Origin of the sequence: Pseudomonas sp. Bout1 (assembly GCF_034314165.1) — a bacterium.
GTDB lineage: Bacteria > Pseudomonadota > Gammaproteobacteria > Pseudomonadales > Pseudomonadaceae > Aquipseudomonas.
Genome location: NZ_JAVIWK010000001.1, coordinates 4592028 through 4616731, shown reverse-complemented (window position 1 = coordinate 4616731; position 24704 = coordinate 4592028). Strand labels below are relative to the sequence as shown.

Sequence of the window (24704 nt, the reverse complement as noted above, 5' to 3'; positions counted from 1 at the left end):
ACCATCCCCTTTGTCCCCGCTTCCCATGTCACCCCCCGCCTGCCGAATCCTCTAATTTCCCAACCCTGCGGGAAATCCCCCGGCCCTGGCCGCGCCCGAGCTTTAAACCGGGCCTCCCAGCAACCCCCGCTCGATCGCCGGGGTACGTACGCGACAGCTGAAAACGGACTTTCTCCTCAACCGTATCCGACTCAAAAAAGCAGGTTACCCTTCATGCAGTTCAGCAAATTACTGGCAGCACTCTCCACCTACCCGATCCGCCTGCAAATGGAAGAAGGCGACCTGATCATCCTGGGTGACAACGACGCGCTGGATAACGCCCTCTGGGACCAACTGATCGCTCACAAACCCCAATTGCTCGACCTCGTCGCCCAACACGGCGGCGACTGGCTCAGTCCGGCCTACCGCATCACCCCGGACATGCTGCCCCTGGTCAACCTCGACCAGCTTGCCATTGACCGCATCGTCGCCGGCATCCCCGGCGGCGCAGCCAATGTGCAAGACATCTACCCCCTGGCGCCGCTGCAGGAAGGCATGCTCTACCACCACCTATCAGCCCAACAGGGCGACCCCTACGTGCTGCACGCGCAGTTCGTGTTCGACAGCCGGGCCCGCCTGGAAACCTTCGCCCAGGCCCTGCAATGGGTCATCGACCGCCACGACATCCTGCGCACCTCGATGGCCTGGGATCGCCTCGACGAACCCCTGCAAGTGGTCTGGCGCAACGCCTCGCTGGCCTGCGAAGAGGCCCGCCTGGACGGCGACGTGCTGACCCAGTTGCAAACGCTCTACGACGCCCGCGATTACCGCATGGACCTCGGCCAGGCACCGCTGCTGCGCCTGGTATTTGCCGAAGACCCGCGCAACCAGCGGGTGGTTGCGATGCTGTTGTTCCACCACACCATTCTCGACCACACCGCCCTCGACGTGGTGCGCCGCGAAATCCAGCTGTACCTCGCCGGCCAGACCGAGCAGGCCGGCGCACCGGTGCCGTTTCGCAACTACATCGCCCAGGTCCGCCACGGCGTCAGCGAACAGGCTCACCAAGCGTTCTTTCACCAGATGCTGGCCGACATCGACGAGCCAACCCTGCCGTTCGGCTTGCGGGATGTGCAGGGCGATGGCCATGGTATCGAAGAGACCCGCATCGGCGTCGACGGCGATCTAAGCCGCCGTCTGAGGGCCCTGGTCCGGCCGTTGGGCGTCAGCCCCGCCAGCGTAATGCATCTGGCATTGGCCCAGGTGCTGGGCAAGGTCTGCGGCCGCGAAGCCGTGGTATTTGGCAGCGTAATGCTCGGGCGCATGGGCGCCGGCGAGGGTTCGGACCAGGCCCTGGGTATGTTCATCAACACCCTGCCGCTACGGGTGGATGTGGGCGAACACAGCGTGCGCGACGCGGTGCAAGCCACCCACCAACGCCTGGCCGAATTGCTCAACCACGAACACGCCTCCCTGGCCCTGGCCCAGCGTTGCAGCGGCGTGGCCGCACCCACGCCGTTGTTCAGCGCGATCCTCAATTACCGTCACAGCGATGCCTCGGACACCCAGGCGGTGATCGACATCGCCGACGGCATTCAGGTGATGGGCGCCGAAGAACGCACCAACTACCCGCTGACGGTCAACGTCGATGACCTGGGCGAGGGCTTTGCCTTTACCGTGATGGTAGACGCCTCGATCGGTGCCACGCGTATTGCCGATTACCTGCATACCGCGCTGGAAAACCTGGTGCTGGCGCTGGAGCAAACGCCAGAGGCACCGCTGCACAGCCTGGGCATCCTGCCCGCCGCCGAACGCCAACACCTGCTGCACGGCCTCAATGCCAGCACGCAGCACTATGCCGATTGCGCACTGATCCACCAGCAAGTCGAAGCGCACGCCGCCAGCCATCCCGAAGCCATTGCGCTGCGCTTCGAACAGCAGCGCCTGAGCTACCGCGAGCTGAACGAACGCGCCAATCAGGTCGCGCATGGCCTGCTCAAACACGGCGTTCGCCCCGACGACCGGGTGGTGATCTGCGTCGAACGCGGCCTGGAAATGATCATCGGCCTGCTGGGCATCCTCAAGGCCGGCGCGGGCTACGTGCCGATTGACCCGGCCTATCCGCAGGAGCGCATCGCCTACACCCTGCAAGACAGCGCGCCGGTGGCCGTACTGGTGCAGGGCAACACCCGCTTTCTGGTGGGCGACGTCACGTCGATCGACCTCAACAGCCTGCAGCACGAGCCCATCGTTAACCCCAACGTTGCGATCAACCCGTCCAGCCTCGCCTACGTGATCTACACCTCCGGCTCCACCGGCCTGCCCAAGGGCGTGATGATCGAACACCGCAACGTGGCGCGGTTGTTCAGCGCCACCGAGCACTGGTTCAAGTTCAACGCGAACGACACCTGGGCGTTGTTCCACTCGTTTGCCTTCGACTTCTCCGTGTGGGAAATCTGGGGCGCGCTGATGCACGGCGGGCAGTTGCTGGTGGTGCCGCAGTGGGTCAGCCGTGCGCCGGATGAGTGTTATGCACTGCTGTGTGAAGCCGGCGTGAGCATCCTCAACCAGACGCCGAGCGCGTTCCGCCAGTTGATCGCGGCACAGGGCCGCAGCCAACAGTTGCATTCGCTGCGCCAGGTGGTCTTCGGCGGTGAAGCCCTGGAGCCCGGCATCCTCAAGCCGTGGTACGCCCGGGTGACCAACGCCGGTACCCGCCTGGTCAACATGTACGGCATCACCGAAACCACCGTGCACGTGACCTATCGTGCGCTGGGGGCGGCGGATGCCCAGTTGGTCGGCGTGAGCCCGATTGGCGTGCGTATTCCCGACTTGCAGCTGTATGTGCTGGACGCCCGCCGCGAGCCGGTGCCGATGGGCGTGGTGGGCGAGTTGTACGTCGGCGGTGCCGGCGTGGCGCGGGGTTATCTCAACCGCGATGAACTGACGGCCGAACGCTTTCTGGCATACCCCGTCACCGGTCAGCGCCTGTACAAGACCGGCGACCTCGGCCGCCTGCTGGCCGACGGCAGTGTCGAATACCTGGGGCGCAACGACGACCAGGTAAAAATTCGCGGTTTCCGTATCGAGCTGGGGGAAATCGAAGCGCGCCTGGCCACCTGCGAAGGCGTGCGTGAAGCGGTGGTGGTTGCGCGCGAAGACGCGCCGGGTGACAAGCGCCTGGTGGCCTACGTGATCCCGCAGCAGGCCCACGTGCCCAGCGCCGCTGAACTGCGCGACCACCTGCTGCTGTCCCTGGCCGAATACATGGTGCCCGGCGCCTTTGTGCTGCTGGACACGTTCCCGCTCACCACCAACGGCAAGCTCGACCGCAAGGCTTTGCCGGCCCCCGACGCCGAAGCCTTGGCCCGCCGTGGTTATGCAGCACCGCAAGGCGCAGTGGAAACTGCGATCGCCATCCTCTGGCAAGACCTGCTGAAGGTCGACCGGGTGGGGCGCGAGGACAACTTTTTCGAGCTGGGCGGCCATTCATTGCTGGCGGTCAAGCTGATCGAGCGCATGCGCCAACTGGAACTCGGCGCCGATGTGCGCGTGCTGTTCGGCCAGCCGACGTTGGCCGCGCTGGCCGCAGCGGTGGGCGGGCAGCATGAAGTGCAGGTCCCGGCCAACCTGATCAACCAAACAACCCGGCGTATCACCCCGGACATGCTGCCGCTGGTGGAGCTGGACCAACAGGCCATCGACCATATCGTCGCCAGCGTCCCCGGCGGCATCGGCAACGTGCAGGACATCTACGGCCTGGCCCCGTTACAGGCCGGCATTCTCTACCACCACCTGGCGACCACCGAAGGCGATCCCTACGTGTTGCAGGTGCAGTTCAGCTTCAGCGGCCAGGAGCCGGTCGAGGCGTTTATCCGTGCGTTGCAAAGCGTGATCGAGCGCAATGACATCCTGCGTACCGGCGTGGTCTGGGAGGGCCTGGACGAGCCGGTGCAGGTGGTCTTGCGCCAGGCGCTGCTGGTGGTTGAACGTGTCGATGTCGACCCGCAAAACGACGTGCTGGCGCAACTGCAACAACGCTTTGACCCACGCCACTACCGCCTCGACCTGTCTCGCGCCTCGCTGATGCGGTTTGCCTACGCCGAGGATCAGGGCCGCCATGTCGGCATCCTGCTGCTGCACCACATCCTGCTGGACCACACCGCGCTGCAAGTGCTGGTGGAAGAAATGAGCGCCAGCCTCGCCGGTAGCGCGGGGCAATTGCCGGACGCGGTGCAGTACCGCAACTACGTGGCCCAGGCGCGCCTCGGCGTGAGCGCCGCGCAACATGAAGCGTTCTTCAGCGAGATGCTTGGTGATATCGACGAGCCGACCCTGGCCTTCGGCTTGCACGATGTGAATCGCGATGGCAGCGGTGTAAAAGAAGCACACTTGCCGCTGGACCCGGCCCTGTGCCTGGGCCTGCGCGAGCAGGCCCGCCAGCTCGGCGTAAGCGCGGCAAGCCTGGTGCACCTGGCGTGGGCGCAAGTGCTTGGCCAGGTGTCGGGCCAGGAAGACGTGGTATTCGGCACGGTGCTGCTGGGCCGGATGCAAGGCGGCGAGGGCGCCGACCGGGCGCTGGGGATGTTCATCAATACCCTGCCGCTGCGGGTCAATGTCGGTGCGGTCGGTGTGCAGGCCGGCGTGCGCGCCACCCATGCGCGGCTGGCGCAGTTGCTGGGGCATGAGCATGCGTCGCTGTCCCTGGCCCAGCGTTGCAGTGGTGTGTCCGCTGCGTTGCCGCTGTTCAGTACCTTGCTCAATTACCGCCACAGTGCCCCGGGCGAAACGCCCGGGGCCAGCCCGTTTATCGACGCCGGAATTCAGATTCTTAGTTCCGAGGAGCGCAGCAACTACCCGCTGGTGCTGAACGTCGACGACCTCGGTGTGGGGTTTGCCCTGACGGTGCAAGGCGTGGCCGAAGTGGCTGTGCAACGCGTTGGCGACTATATGCTCAGTGCCTTGCGCAACCTGGTGACGGCACTGCAACAGGCACCGACCACAGCGTTGCACCAGGTGTCTGTGCTGCCTTGCGCCGAGCGGCAGCAAGTGCTGGTGGATTTCAACGCGACCGCCCGCGACTACCCGGCCGGCAGCACGGTTCACGGGTTCTTTGAAGCCCAGGCACTGGCCAGCCCGGAAGCCGTGGCCGTGGTGCACGGCGAGGCGTCGCTGAGTTACCGCGAACTCAACCTGCGGGCCAATCGCCTGGCTCACTTTTTGATCGGCCAAGACGTAAAACCCGGCGACAGCGTGGTCATCGCGCTGCCACGCTCCATCGATTTGCTGGTCTGCCAACTGGCAATCCTCAAGTGTGCGGCGGTGTACGTGCCGCTGGACATCAACGCGCCTGACGAGCGCCAAACCTTCATGGTGCAAGACAGCTGCGCCAGGCACGTGCTGAACAACCTCGACACACTGGAACTCGACACGCAGCCAGCGCATAACCCGAACCTGGCCCAGTCTGCCGAAAGCGTGGCGTACATCATGTACACCTCCGGCTCCACCGGCGCCCCCAAGGGTGTGCAGGTTCCGCACCGCGCGGTCACGCGGCTGGTGATCAACAACGGCTACGCCGACTTCAACCACCGTGACCGGGTGGCCTTTGCCTCGAACCCGGCGTTCGACGCCAGCACTCTCGACGTATGGGCGCCGTTGCTCAATGGCGGCTGCGTGGTCGTGGTGGAGCACGCCACGCTGCTGTCCCAGGCTGCGTTTGCTGGGTTATTGCAGGAGCAATCGGTCAGCGTGTTGTGGATGACCGCCGGCCTGTTTCACCAATACGCCGATGCGTTGATGCCAATGTTCCGCCAGCTGCGCTACCTGATCGTCGGTGGCGATGTGCTCGACCCGCACGTGATCGGCCGGGTGCTTGAACATGGCGCGCCACAGCATTTGCTGAATGGCTACGGGCCCACCGAGGCCACCACGTTCTCTACCACCTTCGAGATCAAGTCGGTGGGTGAGGGCGGTATTCCGATTGGCCGGCCGATCGGCAACAGCCGCGCCTACGTGCTGGATGCGCGGCAGCAACCGGTGCCGCTGGGCGTGGTCGGTGAGCTGTATATCGGTGGTGCGGGTGTGGCCAAGGGATACCTGAACCAGCCGCAACTGACCGCCGAAAAATTTATTGTCGACCCGTTCGGCGACGGCCTGCTGTACCGCACCGGCGACCTGGCGAGCTGGCAGGCGGACGGCACTTTGCTGTACCAGGGCCGCAATGACCATCAGCTTAAAATCCGTGGTTTCCGTATCGAACCCGGTGAAATCGAAAGCTGCCTGGCAGGTTTCCCAGGCGTGAACGACACGGTGGTGCTGGCCCGCGAAGACGAGCCCGGCGACAAGCGCCTGGTGGCGTACTACACCGCCCAGGCGCCATTGAACATTGAAGCGTTGCGCACACACCTGCAAAGCCGTGTGCCGGATTACATGGTGCCGTCGGCCTACGTCTGGCTGGAACTGTTGCCGCTGACAGCCAACGGCAAGCTGGACCGCAAGGGCCTGCCGGCGCCCGATCAGGATTCACTGTTGAGCCGCGGTTTCGAGGCGCCCGAGGGCGAGGTGGAAACCCTGCTGGCGCAGATCTGGCAGGACGTCTTGAAGGTTGAGCGCGTTGGGCGCTTTGACCACTTTTTTGAACTCGGCGGCCATTCCTTGCTGGCAGTAAGCCTGATCGAGCGCATGCGCCAGGCCGGGCTGGGCGCCGATGTGCGGGTGCTGTTCAACCAGCCAAGCCTGGCGGCTTTGGCGGCGGCGGTGGGCAGTGGCCGGGAAATCGCGGTACCGGCCAACGGCATTGCGCCGGGTTGCCAGCGCATCACGCCGTCGATGCTGACCCTGGTCAAGCTGGACCAGACAGCCATCGACCGCATCGTGGCCACCGTGCCGGGCGGCGCGGCCAACGTGCAGGACATTTACCCGCTGGCACCGTTGCAGGAAGGCATTCTTTACCATCACATCAGCGCCGAGCAGGGCGACCCGTATTTGCTGCAATCGCGCATGGCGTTTGACAGTGTCGAGCGTTTTCAGGCCTTCATGGGCGCACTGCAAAAGGTCGTGGCGCGCCACGATATTCTGCGTACCAGCGTGGTGTGGGAAGGGCTGGACAGCCCGGTGCAAGTGGTTTGGCGCCATGCCGAACGGATGGTGCAAAACGTTGTGTTGGACCCGGCCGATGGCGACGTGATCGAACAACTGCACGCACGCTTTGACGCTCGTCACTATCGCCTGGACATCACCCAGGCGCCCTTGCTGCGCATGGTCTACGCGCAGGACCCGGCCAACCAGCGCGTCGCAGCCATCCTGCTGTTCCATCACCTGGCGCTGGACCACACCGCCATGGAAGTGGTTGGCCAGGAAATGCGTGCGTTCCTGTTCAATCAGGCAGATGAGTTGCCGGTTGCCGCACCGTTTCGCAACTACGTGGCCCAGGCCCGTTTGGGCGTCAGCGCCCAGGAGCATGAACAGTTCTTCCGTGACATGCTCGCCGATATCGACGAGCCCACGCTGCCCTTTGGCGTGCAGGATGTGCAGGGCGATGGCCGGGATATTGAAGAGGCTGAACGGCCGGTGGAGGCGGCATTGGCCTTGCGGGTTCGCGAGCAGGCCCGGCAGTTGGGCGTCAGCGCTGCAAGCGTGATGCACTTGGCGTGGGCTCAAGTCCTCGGCCTCGTGGCGGGCCGCCAGGAGGTGGTATTCGGCACCGTGTTGATGGGCCGCATGCAAGCCGGCGAGGGCGCCGACCGGGCACTGGGCATGTTCATCAACACCTTGCCGTTGCGGGTTGATGTGGGTGCCAACGCAGTACGCGCCGGGGTCAAGGCAACCCATTCCCGCCTCAGCGCGCTGCTCGGCCATGAACATGCGTCCCTGGCGCTGGCCCAGCGTTGCAGTGGCGTGCCGGCGTCGATGCCGTTGTTCAGTGCCTTGCTCAACTACCGCCACAGCACGCCGGGTGAAATGGCCCGCGACGGCCACGGCATCTGGGAAGGCGTGCAGTTGCTCGGCGGTGAAGAACGCAGCAACTACCCGCTGACCCTGAGCGTGGACGACCTGGGTGCGGGCTTTGGCCTGACGGTGCTGGCGCTCGAATCCATCGGTGCGCAGCGCCTGTGCGGCTACATGCACAGTGCGCTGGAGCAACTGGTGGACGCGCTTGAGCAAACGCCGCAAGCGCCGCTGAACCAGTTACCCGTCCTGCCAGCTTCAGAGCGCGAAAAGCTGCTGCGCACCTTCAACGCCACCGCTCGCGTTTACACGCAAGGGCAAACCCTGCACGGCGCTTTCGAAGCCCTGGCGGAGCGCCTGCCGCAGGCGATTGCAGTGATTCAGGACGGCCAGTCGTTGACGTACCAACAGCTCAACCAGCGCGCCAACCAACTGGCCCATCACCTGCTGGATTTGGGCGTACAGCCCGACGACCGCGTGGCGATTTGCTGCCGACGTGGCCCGCAGATGCTGGTGGGGTTGCTGGCGATTCTAAAATCGGGCGCCGCCTACGTGCCGGTAGACCCGACTTACCCGGCCGAGCGCATCGCTTACCTGCTGCAGGACAGCGCCCCGGTCGCAGTCCTGGCCGAGGCAAACACCCGTGGCGTACTCGGTGACGTCGCCATTGTCGACCTGCAGGGCGACTATCCCGAGGCGACCAATCCGCATGTCGCCAGCCTGACTGCGGCAAACCTCGCCTACGTGATCTACACCTCCGGCTCCACCGGCCAACCCAAAGGGGTAATGGTGGAACACCGCACCGTGGAAAACCTGGTGCATTGGCACTGCGAAGCGTTTGGCCTGCATGCCCACAGCCACACCAGCAGCGTCGCCGGGTTCGGCTTTGATGCCATGGCCTGGGAAGTCTGGCCGGCATTGTGTGCAGGCGCGACCTTGCACCTGCCACCGGCCCATGTCGGCAATGAAAACATCGACGAACTGCTGGCGTGGTGGCTGGCCCAGCCGCTGGACGTGAGCTTTCTGCCGACGCCGGTGGCCGAGTACGCCTTCAGCCAGAACCTGGAGCACCCAAGCCTGCGCACCTTGTTGATCGGCGGTGATCGCCTGCGCCAGTTCACCGTTGAGCGACGGTTCGCGGTGATCAACAACTACGGACCCACCGAAGCCACGGTGGTTGCCACCTCTGGTCGCGTGCACGCTGGCCAGCCGCTGCATATCGGCACGCCGATGGCCAATGCCACGGTGTACCTGCTGGATGCACAACAGCGTCCGGTGCCGGTGGGCGTAGCGGGCGAACTGTATGTAGGCGGCAGCGGTGTGGCACGCGGGTACTTGAACCGCCCGCAGATGAGCGCCGAACGCTTCCTCGACAACCCTTTCCACCCGGGCCGGCTGTACCGCACCGGAGACCTGGCGCGCTGGTTGCCGGATGGGAATATCGAGTACCTGGGCCGCAACGACGACCAGGTAAAAGTCCGTGGCGTGCGCATCGAACTCGGGGAAATCGAAACCCGCCTGGCGGCTATCGACGGCGTCAAGGACGGCGTGGTGCTGGTACGCGACGGGCGGCTGGTCGCCTGGTTCACCGAATACACCTCGCTGGGCATCGAAACCCTGCGTGCCGAACTGCAAAGCCAGCTGCCCGCGGCCATGGTGCCGGTGGCTTACGTCAAGCTCGACAGTTGGCCGCTGACCGCCAACGGCAAGCTCGACCGCCAGGCTCTGCCCGCGCCGGCTCAGGCCGCCATCCTCAGCCGTGAATATGAAGCGCCGCACGGCGAAGTGGAAACCACCCTGGCGCGCATCTGGGCCGAGGTGTTGCAAGTGGAGCAGGTGGGGCGTCATGACCACTTCTTTGAACTGGGTGGCCATTCGTTACTGGCGGTGAGTTTGATCGAGCGCATGCGCCAGGTGGGCCTGAGCGCCGACGTGCGGGTGCTGTTCAGCCAGCCTACGTTGGCCGCCTTGGCAGCGGCGGTGGGCAGTGGCCGGGAAGTGGTGGTGCCGGTCAACCGCATCGGCGCCGATTGCCAGCGCATCACACCGTCGATGCTGTCGCTGGTGGATTTGGACCAGCCGACCATCGATCAGATCGTCGCCAGCGTGCCGGGTGGCGCCGCCAATGTGCAGGACATCTACCCGTTGGCGCCGTTGCAAGAGGGCATTCTTTACCACCACATCACCGCGGAGCAGGGCGACCCGTACCTGCTGCAATCACACCTGGCATTCGACACCCAGGCGCGCCTGGATACCTTCGCGCGCGCCTTGCAGCAGGTGATCGATCGCCACGACATCCTGCGCACCGGTGTGGTTTGGCAAGGCTTGGCGCAGCCGGTGCAGGTGGTATGGCGCAAGGCTGGGTTGAAGGTCGAAGCGCTGCACCTGGAAGGCGATGTGCTGGCCGGCCTGCATCAGCGTTTCGACGCCCGGCGCTACCGGCTGGACATCACCCAAGGCCCGCTGATCCGCCTGATGTATGCCAATGACCCGGCCAATCAGCGCGTGGTGGCGGTGCTGCTGTATCACCACATTGTGCTGGACCACACCGCGTTCGACGTGGTGCTGCGGGAAATGCAGGGCTACCTGCTGGGCCACGCCGCACCGCTTGCCGCGCCCATGCCGTACCGCAACTACGTGGCCCAGGCGCGGCTGGGTGTCAGCGAGCAGGAGCATGAAGGGTTCTTCCGCCAGATGCTCGGTGATATTCACGAGCCGACGCTGCCGTTTGGCTTGCAGGATGTGCAGGGCGACGGCCGCGATATCGAGGAGTCGAGCCACCACCTGGACGCTGGCCTGTGCCGTCGCTTGCGCGCCCAGGCACGCCTGCTGGGTGTGAGCACCGCGAGCCTGTTTCACCTGGCGTGGGCGCAGGTGCTGGCTGTCACCTCGGGCAAGCCGAACGTGGTGTTCGGCACGGTACTGGTAGGCCGGATGCAGGGCGGCGAGGGGGCAGACCGGGCCCTTGGCGTGTTCATCAACACCTTGCCGCTGCGCCTGGATATCGATGGGCAAGGGGTGCGCGACAGCGTGCGCAGCACCCATGCCCGGCTCACCGCGCTGCTGGGGCATGAACACGCATCGCTGGCCCTGGCCCAGCGTTGCAGCGGGGTGGCGGCGCCGTTGCCACTGTTCAGCGCGATGCTCAACTACCGCCACCGCGGCGGCGCCACCCGTTCACAGGGCGCGCAGCACGCCTGGGAAGGCATGCACACCCTGACCAACGACGGGCGCACCAACTACCCGCTGACCCTGAACGTCGATGACCTGGGCGACGGTTATGACTTCACCGCACTGACCCTGGCGCAGGTGGGTGCACAGCGGGTCTGCGGTTATATGCAGATGGCGTTGACGCAACTGGTCGACGCCCTGGAACACGCACCGCAGCAACCACTCGATCGCCTGCCGATTTTGGGTGCTGCGGAGCGCCAGCAACTGTTGGTCGAATTCAACGCTACCCAGGTCGATTACGACCTGGCGCAGACGCTGCACGGTATGTTCCAGGCCCAGGTGGAGCGCACGCCGGATGCGTTGGCGGTAAAGGCCGGCTCGCAATGCCTGAGCTATCGCGAGCTGAACGAGCGGGCCAATCAGTTGGCCCGGCACCTGCGTGAGCTGGGCGTGCAGCCGGATTCGCGGGTGGCGATTTGCGTCGAGCGCGGCCTGGAGATGGTCATCGGCCTGTTCGCGATTCTCAAGGCCGGCGGTGGTTATGTGCCGCTGGACCCGGCCTATCCGCTGGATCGCCTGGCCTATATGCTGCAAGACAGCAAGCCTGCGGCGGTGCTGGTGCAGGGTGCTACCCGCGCGCTGCTGGGTGAAGTCGCGGTGCCGGTAGTGGACCTGGACCAGAACACCTGGCAGCACCAGCCTTTACATAATCCGCGGGTGCCGGGGCTGACTGCGCAACATCAGGCCTACGTGATCTACACCTCCGGCTCCACCGGCCAGCCCAAGGGTGTGATCAATGAGCACGCAGGCGTGGTTAACCGTTTGCTGTGGATGCAGGACGCCTACGGCCTCAGCGCCACTGACGCGGTGTTGCAGAAAACCCCGTTCAGCTTCGACGTGTCGGTGTGGGAGTTCTTCTGGCCGTTGTTCACGGGGGCGCGACTGGTCATGGCGCGCCCTGGCGGGCACAAGGATCCGGCCTACCTGTGCGAGGTGATCGAGGCAGAACAGATCACCACCGTGCATTTTGTGCCGTCGATGCTCGACGTGTTCCTGGCCCATGGCGATGTGAGCCAGGGTGCCGGGCTGCTGCGGGTGATGTGCAGCGGCGAAGCGTTGCCTGGCAGCCTGGTGCGACGCTTCAAGCAGCAGTTGCCCGGTATCGGTTTGTACAACCTCTACGGCCCGACCGAGGCGGCAGTGGACGTGACGGCCTGGAACTGCGCCAGGCCCCAAGTGCCGGACAACACGCCCATTGGCAAGCCGATTGCCAACACCCGCCTGTACCTGCTGGACGCCCAGTTGCAGCCGGTGCCGCTGGGGGTGGTGGGCGAGCTGTTTATTGCGGGTGTGCAAGTGGCGCGCGGCTACTTGCACCGTCCTGAACTGACGGCCGAGCGGTTTCTCAAGGACCCGTTCAACCCCGGCCGCATGTACCGCACTGGTGACCTGGGGCGCTACCTGCCGGATGGCAATATCGAGTACCTGGGCCGCAACGACGACCAGGTGAAAATCCGTGGCCTGCGCATCGAACTGGGGGAGATCCAGGCGCGCCTGACCGAGTACCCGCACGTCAACGAAGCCGCCGTATTGGCCCGCGACGAACGCCTTGTTGCGTACTACACCGGTGTGCAGGCGGATATCGAACAGTTGCGGGCGCACCTGCTGGCACGTTTGCCGGACTACATGGTGCCCGCGGTGTTCGTGCACCTGGAGGCGTTGCCCCTGAGCCCCAACGGCAAGCTCGACCGCAAGGCGCTGCCGGCACCGGGTGTGGAATCACTGATCGTGCGCGAATACGACGCCCCGCAAGGCGACACCGAAATCACCCTGGCGCGCCTGTGGGCCGAGCTGCTGAAGGTGGAGCGGGTAGGGCGCCACGACAACTTTTTTGAGCTGGGCGGGCACTCGTTGCTGGCCGTCAGCTTGATCGGGCGCTTGCGCCAGGAAGGCATGGAAGCCGATGTGCGGGGGCTGTTTGAACAACCGACCCTGGCCGGCTACGCCGCAATTACCGAACGAATGGAGATCGTCCTGTGAGCATCATCGAACTGTTGGCGACACTTAAGGCCAGGGATGTGCAACTGGCGCTCAAGGGTGATCAGTTGTCGGTGCAGGGCAACAAACAGGCCCTGAGCGACCCAACCCTGCTGGCCTTGCTGCGCGAACACAAGCCGGCGCTGATCGAGCTGATCAAGGCCGGCGGATACTCGGCCACCAAGGCCGGTGACGTGCAGGTGCCGGCCAATGGCATTCCGGCGGGCGCCGCCGCCATTATCCCGGCGATGTTGACCTTGTCGAGACTGAGCCAGGCGTCGATCGATCGCATCATCGAAACGGTCGACGGTGGCGTGGCCAATGTGCAGGACATCTACCCACTGGCGCCGTTGCAGGAAGGCATTCTCTATCATCACGTCAGTGCCGAACACGGCGACCCGTACATCATGCAGTCGCTGTTTGCCTTCGACAGCCTTGAACGTTTCGAGGGTTTTGCCCAGGCCCTGCAACAGGTCATCGACCGCCACGACATCCTGCGTACCGGGGTGGTGTGGGAAGGCCTGGAAGAGCCGTCGCAAGTGGTGTGGCGCAGGGCGCGCCTGCCGGTGCAGGCGATTGAGCTGGACGCGGCCGAGGGCGATATCGCCGCCCGGCTGCACCACTTGTACGATGGCCGCCACTACCGCATGGACGTGACCCGCGCACCGCTGCTGCAACTGGTGCGGGCCTGGGATGAGGCCGGCCAGCGCGTGGTGGCGATGCTGTTGTTCCACCACATGGCCTTGGACCACAGCGCCCTGGAAGTGGTCTGCCACGAGATGCAAGCCTGCCTGTTGGGCAAGGCTGGCCAGTTGGGCCAGGCCGTGCCGTTTCGCAACTATGTCGCCCAGGCGCGCCTGGGCATCAGCGAGCAGGAGCACGAAGGTTTCTTCCGGCAGATGCTCGGCGACATCAGCGAGCCCACCTTGCCCTACGGCCTGCAGGATGTGCAGGGCGACGGTGACAACATCCAGGAGATCAGCCAGCCACTGGCCGCGCCATTGAGCCGGCGCTTGCGCGCCCAGGCCCGCCAGTTGGGGGTGAGCGCTGCCAGCCTGTTCCACATGGGCTGGGCCCAGGTGCTGGGGGTACTGGCGGGCAAGGAGCAGGTGGTGTTCGGTACGGTGCTGATGGGCCGCATGCAGGGCAGCCACGACACCGACCGCGCTTTGGGGATCTTTATCAACACCTTGCCGTTTCGGGTGGATGTGGGCGCCGACGACGTGCGCGCCGGGGTCAGGGCTACGCATGCAAGGCTGACGACGTTGCTGCGCCATGAACATGCGGCGCTGGCCCTGGCCCAGCGGTGCAGCGGCGTGGTGGCGCCGACGCCGCTGTTCAGCGCGTTGCTCAACTACCGCCATAGCGCGGGTGGTGCGAGTGCCGAGGCGGTCTCGGCCTGGCAGGGTATTCAAGCCTTGCGCTCCGAGGAACGCACCAATTACCCGTTGACGTTGAGCGTCGATGACCTGGGCGAAGACTTCAGCCTGAGCCTGTTGGCCAGCGCCCAGGTTGACCCGCAGCGGGTGTGCGGCTACCTGCAAACCGCCCTGGAAAACCTGGTACAGGCGCTGGAACACGCACCCCAAACCTCATTGAATCGCTTGCCGGTGCTGCCCGAGGCCGAGCAGCGTCAACTGCTGGAGCAGTTCAACGCGACCGCCGCCGACTTCCCCCAGGGCACCACCCTGCACGGGCGCATCGAGGCGCAAACCCTGCGGACCCCGGACGCGGTAGCCGCGGTGTATCAGGGCCGCCAACTGACCTACGCCGAGTTGAATCAACAAGCCAACCTGCTGGCCCATCACCTGCTGGCGCTTGGGGTAAAGCCCGACGACCGGGTGGCCATCGTCGCCCGGCGCGGGCTGGACACCCTCGCCGGGTTGCTGGCGATCCTCAAGTCCGGCGCCTGCTACGTGCCGGTGGACCCGTCGCACCCGGCCGAGCGCCTGAACTACCTGCTCACTGACAGCTCACCCGTTGCGGTGCTGACCCAGCAAGCGCTGTTGGAGCGCCTGCCGGCGCTCGACGTGCCGGTGATCAACCTCGACCGTTTCACCTGGCATCACCATTCGGCCAGCAACCCCCAAGTCGCCGTCAGCCCCTCCAACCTGGCCTACGTGATCTACACCTCCGGCTCCACCGGCCTGCCCAAGGGCGTGATGGTGGAGCATCACACCGTGGCCAACCTGGTGGGCTGGCATTGCACCGCGTTCGACCTGTGCGCGGGCCGGCACACCGCCAGCGTTGCCGGTTTCGGCTTTGACGCGATGGCCTGGGAAGTCTGGCCGGCCCTGTGCGTGGGCGCCACCTTGCACCTGCCGCCGGCCCACGACGGTGCCGAAGACATTGACGCGCTGCTGGACTGGTGGCGCGCGCAGCCGCTGGACGTGTGCTTCCTGCCCACGCCCGTGGCCGAATATGCGTTCAGCCAAAACATCGAACACCCAACCCTGCGGACCTTGCTGATTGGCGGCGACCGCCTGCGCCAGTTCCCCCGTGCCCAGCGTTTCGAGGTGATCAACAACTACGGCCCCACCGAAGCCACGGTGGTCGCCACCTCTGGCCGGACCGAGCCCGGCCAGCCGTTGCACATCGGCAAACCTATCGCCAACGCCAGGGTTTACTTGCTGGACCCTCAACAGCGCCCGGTACCCCTGGGCGTTGCCGGTGAATTGTATGTGGGCGGCAAGGGTGTGGCGCGGGGGTATCTCAATCGCCCGCAAATGACTGCCGAACGCTTCCTCGATGATCCGTTCACCGAGGGTCGCCTGTACCGCACCGGCGACTTGGCGCGCTGGTTGCCGGACGGGAATATCGAATACCTGGGCCGCAACGACGACCAGGTGAAAATCCGTGGCGTGCGTATCGAACTGGGAGAAATCGAAACCCGCCTCAACCAGTTGCCGGGTCTTCAGGAAGCCGTGGTGCTGGCCCGTGAAGACCAGCCCGGCCACGCACGGCTGGTGGCTTACTTCACCGAAAACCCGCAGTTCGACGCCCTTGAAGTGGGCGAGATACGCGCGCACCTGATGGCGCACTTGCCGGACTACATGGTCCCTGTGGCCTACGTCAAGCTCGACGCATTGCCGCTTACCGCCAACGGCAAGCTGGACCGCCAGGCGCTGCCGAAGCCGGACCTGGCCGCCGTCTTCACCCGCGAATACGAGGCGCCCCAGGGCGATATCGAAACCGTCCTCGCGCAAATCTGGGCCGAGGTGCTGCAGGTGGAGCGCGTCGGGCGCCAGGATCATTTTTTTGAACTGGGCGGGCATTCGTTGCTGGCCATGCGCATGGTGTCCCAGGTGCGCCAGCGCCTGGGTGTCGACCTGGCGCTGGGTGAGCTGTTCGCCAATGCCGAACTGGCGGCGGTGGCGCAGGTGTTGGCCCAAGCGGGGCGCAGCACCTTGCCGGATATCCTGCCGGCGGCCCGCGATGCGGACGTACCGTTGTCGTTTGCCCAACAACGCCTGTGGTTTCTGGCGCTGATGGAAGGCGCCAACACCGCCTACAACATCCCGATCGGCCTGCGCCTGCGCGGGCAGTTGCACGTTGATGCCGTGCAACGCGCGCTGGCGCGGATCGTCGCGCGGCACGAGACGTTGCGCAGTCGTTTTGCCCAGCAGGATGACGACGCCCACGTGCTGATCGTGCCGCCTGAAGAGGTGATGCCCCTGCAAGTGCAGGACCTGCGCTGCCACCCGCAAGCCCAGCAGGTGCTGGACGCGTTGATCCAGGGCGAAGCCTCGGCACCTTTCGATTTGCAACGCGGCCCGCTGCTGCGCGGGCGGCTGGTAATCATGGCCGACGACCATCACGTGCTGCTGCTGACCCTCCACCATATCGTATCCGATGGCTGGTCCATGGGCGTGCTGACCCGCGAATTGATGGCCTTGTACCAGGCCTTCAGCGACGGTGAGGCTGATCCATTGCCGGCGCTGCCGATCCAATACAGCGACTTCGCCATATGGCAGCGCCTGTGGCTCAGTGGCGAGGTGCTGCACCGCCAGAGCAGTTACTGGCAGCAAACCCTCGCCGGCGCGCCAGCCCTGTTGATGCTGCCTACCGACCGTCCACGCCCGGCCCAGCAGGACTATGCCGGCAGCAGCGTCGACGTACGCCTGGATGAACGCCTGAGCGCCGGGCTCAAAGCGCTCAATCAACGCCACGGCACCACCCTGTACATGCTGATGATGACCGCGTGGGCTTCATTGTTGACGCGCCTGGCCGGGCAGCAGGAGGTGGTGATCGGCTCGCCGGTCGCCAACCGCCAGCGGGCCGAGGTGGAAGGCTTGATCGGGTTGTTCGTCAACACCCTGGCGGTGCGCATTGATACCTCGGGTGAGTTGAGCGCCGAGGCGCTGCTGGCGCGGGTCAAGGGGCTGACCCTGGAGGCCCAGGCCCATCAGGACCTGCCGTTTGAACAGGTGGTGGAAATCACCCGGCCAATCCGCAGCCTGGCCCACAGCCCGCTGTTCCAGACGATGTTGACGTGGCAGGACAGCGACGCGCCGGCCCTGGCCCTGGGCGACCTGAGCCTTGAAGGGATCGTGGAGGACAGCCACTTTGCCAAGTTCGACCTGTCGCTGAACCTGTGCGAGGCCCGGGGTGAAATTCGCGGCACGCTGGAATATGCCACCGCGTTGTTTGATGAGGCGACGATGCTACGGTATGTCGGCTACTTCATCCGCGTACTGCAGGCCATGGTCGATAACGATCAGGCGGTGCTGGAGCATGCGCAGTTGCTGGACGAGCAGGAGCGTGAGCACCTGCTGTTCGACTTCAACGCCACCGATGTGGCGTACAACCTCGACCAGACGCTGCACGGTATGTTCGAGGCCCAAGTGGAACGCACGCCCGACGCGCTGGCGGTGAAAGCAGGCGCGCGGTGCCTGACCTATGCCGAGCTGAACCAGCGGGCCAACCAGTTGGCGCACCACCTGCGTGAGCTGGGTGTACAGCCCGATTCGCGGGTGGCGATCTGCGTCGAGCGCGGGCTGGAGATGGTTGTCGGCCTGTTCGCGATCCTCAAGGCGGGCGGTGGTTATGTACCCCTGGACCCGGCGTACCCGCTGGAGCGTATTGCCTACATGCTCCAGGACAGCGCCCCGGCAGCCGTGCTGGTGCAGGGTGAAACCCTTTCGCTGCTGGGCAACGTGACGGTGCCGGTGGTCGATCTGGACCAGCACACCTGGCAGCACCAGCCTGTGCAGAATCCGTGGGTGGCGGGGCTGACTGCGCAGCATCAGGCCTACGTCATCTACACCTCGGGTTCTACCGGCCAACCGAAGGGCGTGATCAACGAGCACGCGGGCGTGGTCAACCGCCTGCTGTGGATGCAGGACGAGTACGGGCTCACGACGCAGGACGCGGTGTTACAGAAAACCCCGTTCAGCTTTGACGTGTCGGTGTGGGAGTTTTTTTGGCCGCTGTTCACCGGCGCCCGGTTGGTGATGGCCCGTCCCGGCGGGCATAAAGACCCGGCCTACCTGTGTGAGGTGATTGAGTCCGAGCAGATCACTACCTTGCACTTTGTGCCCTCGATGCTGGAGGTGTTCCTGGCCCATGGCGATGTCAGCCAAAGTGCCGGTTTGGTGCGGGTGATGTGCAGCGGTGAAGCCTTGCCCGGCAGCCTGGTGCGCCGCTTCAAACAGCAATTGCCAGGGATCGGTTTGTACAACCTCTACGGCCCTACCGAAGCGGCGGTGGACGTGACGGCGTGGGATTGCGCCGGGCCTGTCACCCCAGACAACACGCCCATCGGCATGCCGATTGCCAACACCCGGCTGTACCTGCTGGACGGGCAGTTACAGCCCGTGCCATTGGGCGTGGTGGGCGAGCTGTTTATCGGTGGCGTGCAAGTCGCACGGGGTTACTTGCACCGTGCGGAACTCACCGCCGAACGCTTCCTCAAGGACCCGTTCAGCGCAGGCCGCATGTACCGCACCGGCGATGTCGGGCGCTACCTGGCGGACGGCAATATCGAGTACTTGGGCCGCAATGACGACCAGGTAAAAATCCGTGGCCTGCGTATCGAACTCGGCGAGATTCAGGCGCGGCTGCTCCAGTTTGCGCAGATCAGCGAAGCCGCCGTCGTCGCCCGTGATTCACGGCTGGTGGCTTACTACACTGGCGCGCAGGCCGAAATCGATGCCCTGCGCAGTCACCTGCTGGAACACCTGCCGGACTACATGGTGCCGGCGACCTTTATGCACCTGGACGCGTTGCCGTTGAGCCCCAACGGCAAGCTCGACCGCAAGGCACTGCCGGCGCCGGGCCTGGAGTCGGTGATCGCCCGGGAATACGTCGCGCCTGTGGGTGAAACCGAAATCACCCTGGCCGGCCTGTGGGCGGATCTGCTCACGGTGGAGCGGGTCGGCCGTCACGATAATTTCTTCGAGTTGGGTGGCCATTCGCTGCTTGCCGCCAGCCTGATCGGCCGTATGCGCCGGGCCGGCCTGTCGGCAGATGTGAAGGTGTTGTTTGGCCAGCCGACGCTTGCGGCGTTGGCGGCAGCAGTGGGCGGTGGCCGCGAAGTGGCGGTGCCGGGCAATGGCATTGCGGCCGATTGCATGCACATCACCCCGGACATGCTGACGCTGGTGAGCCTGGAGCAACCCGCCATCGACCGTCTGGTGGCGACGATTCCCGGCGGCGCGGCCAACGTACAGGACATCTACCCGCTGGCCCCGTTGCAGGCCGGGATCCTGTACCACCACCGGGCGGTGCAGCAGGGTGACGCCTATCTGTTGCAGGCGCAGTTCGCCTTTGCCAGCGTTGAGCGCCTTGACGCGTTTGCCCAGGCGTTGCAGGCGGTGATCGAGCGCCACGACATTTTGCGCTCGTCGATGCACTGGGACGGGCTGGAGGAGCCGCTGCAGGTGGTGTGGCGCAGCGCGTCGTTGCGGGTTGAGGCGATTGAGGTGACGGGCGATGTACTGGGGCAATTGCAGGCACGCTTCGGCCAGCACCGATTGGACCTGGCCCAGGCGCCGTTGATGCGCCTGGTGTACGCCGAGGACCCGGCCAACCAGCGGGTGGTTGCGCTGTTGCTGTTCCATCACCTTGTGATGGACCACGTTGCACTGCAAGTGCTGCAGCACGAAATGCAGGCTTGCCTGCTGGGCCGTCGCGAGCAGTTGGGCGCGGCGGTGCCGTATCGCAACTATGTGGCGCAGACGCGGCTGGGGATGCGTGAGCAAGAGCACGAAGGGTTCTTTCGCGAGATGCTCGGGGATATCGATGAACCGACGCTGGCGCTGAATGCACCCGGGGAAGCGCTCCAGGCCCGGCTGTGCGTCGACCCGCTGCTGGACCGGCGCCTGCGCACCCTCGCGCGTCACCTTGGGGTGAGTGTCGCGAGCCTGATGCACCTGGCCTGGGCCCAGGTGTTGGGCAAGGTATCGGGCCGCGAGCAGGTGGTTTTCGGCACCGTGTTACTGGGCCGGCTGCAGGGCGGCGAAGGCGCCGAGCGCGCATTGGGCGTGTTCATCAACACCTTGCCACTGCGGGTCGACCTGGGTGAGCTCACGGCGCACGCGGCGTTGATGGCCACCCATGCACGGCTGACCCAACTGCTCAGTCATGAGCATGCGCCGCTGACCCTGGCCCAGCGTTGCAGCGGGCTGGCGGCCAACACGCCGCTGTTCAGTGTGCTGTTCAACTATCGCCACAGTGCGCCGCAAGCCGGTGAGGTGGCTCAGGCCTGGCAGGGCATGCACGTGCTCAAGGCCGAGGAGCGTAGCAACTTTGCGCTGTCTATGAGTGTGGATGACCTGGGCGACGGGTTCACCCTTGACGCTATGGGGCAGGGCGCGCCACGCCTCTGTGCATACCTGCATGTCGCGCTGGAACAACTGGTGCAGGCGTTGGAACACCATAGCGGGACGGCGATCAGCCAACTGTCGATCCTGCCGCCGGCGGAGCGTGAAAAACTGCGGGAGGAATTCAACGCTACCCGGCGCGTGTTCCCTCATGAACATACCGTGCAGCGTTTGTTTGAGGCCCAGGCCCAGGCGCGCCCGAACGCTGTTGCCGTGGTGCATGGCGAACAGGTCATACATTACGGCGAGCTGAATATTCGCGCCAACCAACTGGCGCACCATCTGCGCAGCGTGGGCGTGCAGCCCGGCGACCACGTGGCGATCCTGCTGCCACGCTCGGTCGACCTGCTACTCAGCCAACTGGCGATCCTCAAATGCGCGGCGGCTTATGTGCCGCTGGACATCCACGCCCCGGCCGAACGCCAGGCCTTCATGGTGCAGGACAGCGGCGCGGTGTGGCTGTTGACCCATAGCAGCGCGCCCGTGGATTACCCGGCCCGGCGCATCGACCTCGACACCCTGGCGCCGGAGCCGCAACCGAGCCACAACCCGGATTTGTCGCAGTCCTCGCAGCGTGTGGCGTACATCATGTACACCTCCGGTTCCACCGGCACCCCCAAGGGCGTGTTGGTGCCGCACCGGGGCATCACCCGGCTGGTGATCAATAACGGCTACGCCGATTTCACTGCCCATGACCGCGTGGCATTCGCCTCCAACCCGGCGTTCGATGCGAGCACCATGGACGTGTGGGGCCCTTTGCTCAACGGCGGCCAGGTGTGGGTGACCGACCATGCCACTGTGCTCGACTCGGGCGCGTTCGGGCGGGCACTGAAGGCGGGCGGGGCGACGATCCTGTTTGTCACCACTGCGCTTTTCAATCAGTACGTGCAGTTGATTCCCGACGCGTTGGCCGGGCTGCGCATCCTGTTGTGCGGCGGCGAGCGAGCGGACCCGGCGGCGTTTCGCAGCCTGCTGGCCCAGGCGCCCGCGCTGCGGTTGGTGCACTGCTACGGCCCGACTGAAACCACGACTTACGCGACTACATATGAAGTGCAAACCATTGCCGCCGATGCCGAAAGCGTGCCCATCGGCCGGCCGATTTCCAACACGCAAATCTACCTGCTGGATGCGTACTTGCAGCCGGTGCCGCTGGGCGTGGTCGGGGAGATCTGCATTGGCGGGCACGGCGTGGCCAAGGGGTATCTGAACCGGCCAGGGCTGACGGCCGAGAAGTTTGTCGACGATCCGTTTGGCGAGGGTGTGTTGTACCGCACCGGCGACCTCGGGCGCTGGTCGGCGGACGGGCTGCTGGAGTGCATTGGGCGTAATGACGACCAGGTGAAGATTCGCGGCTTTCGCATCGAGCTGGGCGAAATCGAGGCGAGCCTGGCGACCTGTGCCGGGATCAAGGAGGTGGTGGTGCTGGCGCGGGAGGATGTGCCGGGGGACAAGCGCCTGGTGGCGTACTACTGCGGCGAACCGCTCGCCATCGATGTGCTGCGCGGCCACCTGCTGCGGCACCTGCCGGACTACATGGTGCCGTCGGCCTATGTGCCGCTGGAAAAAATGCCGCTGACGGCCAACGGCAAAATCGACCGCAAGGCCCTGCCGGTGCCCACGCTGGAGGCGCTGGCAAGCCGTGGGTTCGAGGCGCCGGCGAACGAGCTGGAACAGACCCTGGCCCGCCTCTGGTGCGAGGTGTTGAGGCTGGAGCAGGTCGGTCGGCATGACAGTTTCTTTGAACTGGGCGGGCATTCGTTGTTGGCGATCCGGCTGGTCAACCTGATGGAAGAAGCGGGGCTTGCGGTATCGCTCGCGGAGCTGTTCCAGCATGCCAGCGTGGCTTCGGTGGCCGCGATGCTCGGCCAGCGTACGGCGCGCGAGGACAACAGCTCGCTGATCACCGTACGTTCCGGCGGTAGCCAACCGCCGTTGTTTCTGGTGCACGAGTTCAGCGGCATGGACGTGTATTTTCCGGCGTTGGGCCGGCACCTGCCGGGAGACTACCCGATCTATGGCTTGCCCGGCGCGCCTCTTGGTGAGGCGCAGCTGCAGACCATGGAAGGCCTGGCGGCGCGGCTGGTGGGGATCATTCGGTCGGTGCAACCCCATGGGCCGTATCGGTTGGCGGGTTGGTCGTTTGGTGGGGTGTTGGCTTATGAAGTGTCGATGCAGCTGCAGGGGTTGGATGAGCCGGTGGCGTTCCTCGGGTTGATCGACAGCTACGTGCCGCGCCTGACCGACCAGGGCAAGGCGCGCTGGGCCGGGCCGGACGCCCTCAAGCGGCATTTGCTGTTGCAGTGCACGGCGTATTGGAACGCACAGGGAGGTGTGGATGAGTTGGCAAGCCTTGGGCAACTGGAAACGCAGGTTGGGCAGCTGGACTTTGCTGGCGTGCTGCAACGCTGCCGCGATCGGCATTTGTTGTACGCGCAGATGGCGGCGGCAACGGACGCGGACCTGTTGAGTTTTATCGAGCGGGAAGTCGGGCACGGGCATGCATTGGCGCATTACAGCCTGTTCCCGATGCCGCTGGCGGTGCACTTGTTCAGCGCCGCACAGCGGCCGACGCAGCTGTCGCGGCGCAGCCTGGACCTGGGTTGGGATGCGGCACTGGCCGTGGGGCAATTGCGCCGTATTGAAGTGCCGGGGGATCACCAGAGCATGATGCAGGCGCCGCATATCCAGGCGCTGGGGCAGGCGCTGGGTGATGCATTGGCATTGAGTGAGGCGCCGGATGTGGCGGTGCATCAGCCGTTGCTGCGGATCCAGAGTGGCCGTGCCGGGCATGCGCCGGTCTTCTGTGTGCCGGGGGCGGGGGATAGCGTGACCGGGTTTGTGGGGCTCGCTGAAGCGCTGGGCCGCGACTGGCCGATCTTTGGGTTGCAGCCGCGTGGGCTGGATGGGGAGGCGGTGCCGCACAGTCAGGTCGAGGCGGCGGCGTGCTGTTATTTGCAGGCGTTGGAGCAGGAGTGTCCTTTGGGGCCGGTGCATCTGGTGGGGCATTCGTTTGGTGGCTGGGTGGTGTTTGAGATGGCCACGCGGTTGCAGGCTCTGGGGCGTGAGGTGGCGTCGTTGACGTTGATCGACAGCGAGGCGCCCGGGGGGAATGGGGTGGTGGGCCGGCCCTATACCACGACCGGGGCGTTGTTGCGGTTGGTGGAATCGATGCAGGTGGCTTCGGGTAAGTCGCTTGGGATTGATGCGGTGGGTTTTGCCGGGTGCGATGAGGTGGAGCAGCGGCGGTTGTTGCATGTGGGGATGGTGGGGGTTGGGCTGTTGCCTGCGCGGTCGTTGGTGGGTGCGATGGATGGGCCGGCGCGCACTTATGCGTCGGCGTTGCGCACGATTTATCGGCCTGTTCGGCGGTATGAGGGGGTTGTGCGGTTGGTGTTGGCGCAGGATCCGACGCTGGATGTGGCGGGGAATCAGCGGGAGCAGGGGTTGATGGTCGAGGGGTGGCGCGGGTGCACCGGGTCGTTGGAGGTCTGGTACGGGCCGGGGAATCATTTTTCGTTGCTCAAGGCGCCGAATGTGTTGAGTTTGGCGGCTTGGTGGGGGGATGGGATTTTTGCTGGGGAGCGGGTTTTGTGAGGGTACATATCCGTTGCTGCGGTAACGGCGGCTTATGGTTCCGCTCTTACAGCGGGTCACCTGGGTGGTGGGGCAAGAGCGTTTTGCTTACTTTTGCGCTGTTCAAAAGTGAGCCTCTGTAAAAGCAGAATCAATATCAGCCGTTACCAAAAA

Annotated in this window: 2 protein-coding genes; both read left to right on the top strand. The window is 65.1% G+C overall.

Annotated elements, in window-relative coordinates:
- The first annotated feature begins 213 nt into the window (after positions 1 to 213).
- Positions 214 to 13137, top strand: coding sequence for a non-ribosomal peptide synthetase (locus tag RGV33_RS21470; RefSeq protein ID WP_322146022.1), 12924 nt, complete (start codon positions 214 to 216; stop codon positions 13135 to 13137).
- Positions 13134 to 24551, top strand: a complete 11418-nt coding sequence (locus RGV33_RS21465) for a non-ribosomal peptide synthetase (RefSeq protein WP_322146021.1) — start codon at positions 13134 to 13136, stop codon at positions 24549 to 24551. Before RGV33_RS21470 ends, RGV33_RS21465 begins: the two co-directional genes overlap by 4 nt.
- The last annotated feature ends 153 nt before the right edge of the window (positions 24552 to 24704 follow it).

Excerpts from the sequence above, each read along its gene's own strand:
- RGV33_RS21470 (WP_322146022.1), top strand. The coding sequence starts at position 214 with ATGCAGTTCAGCAAATTACTGGCAGCACTCTCCACCTACCCGATCCGC.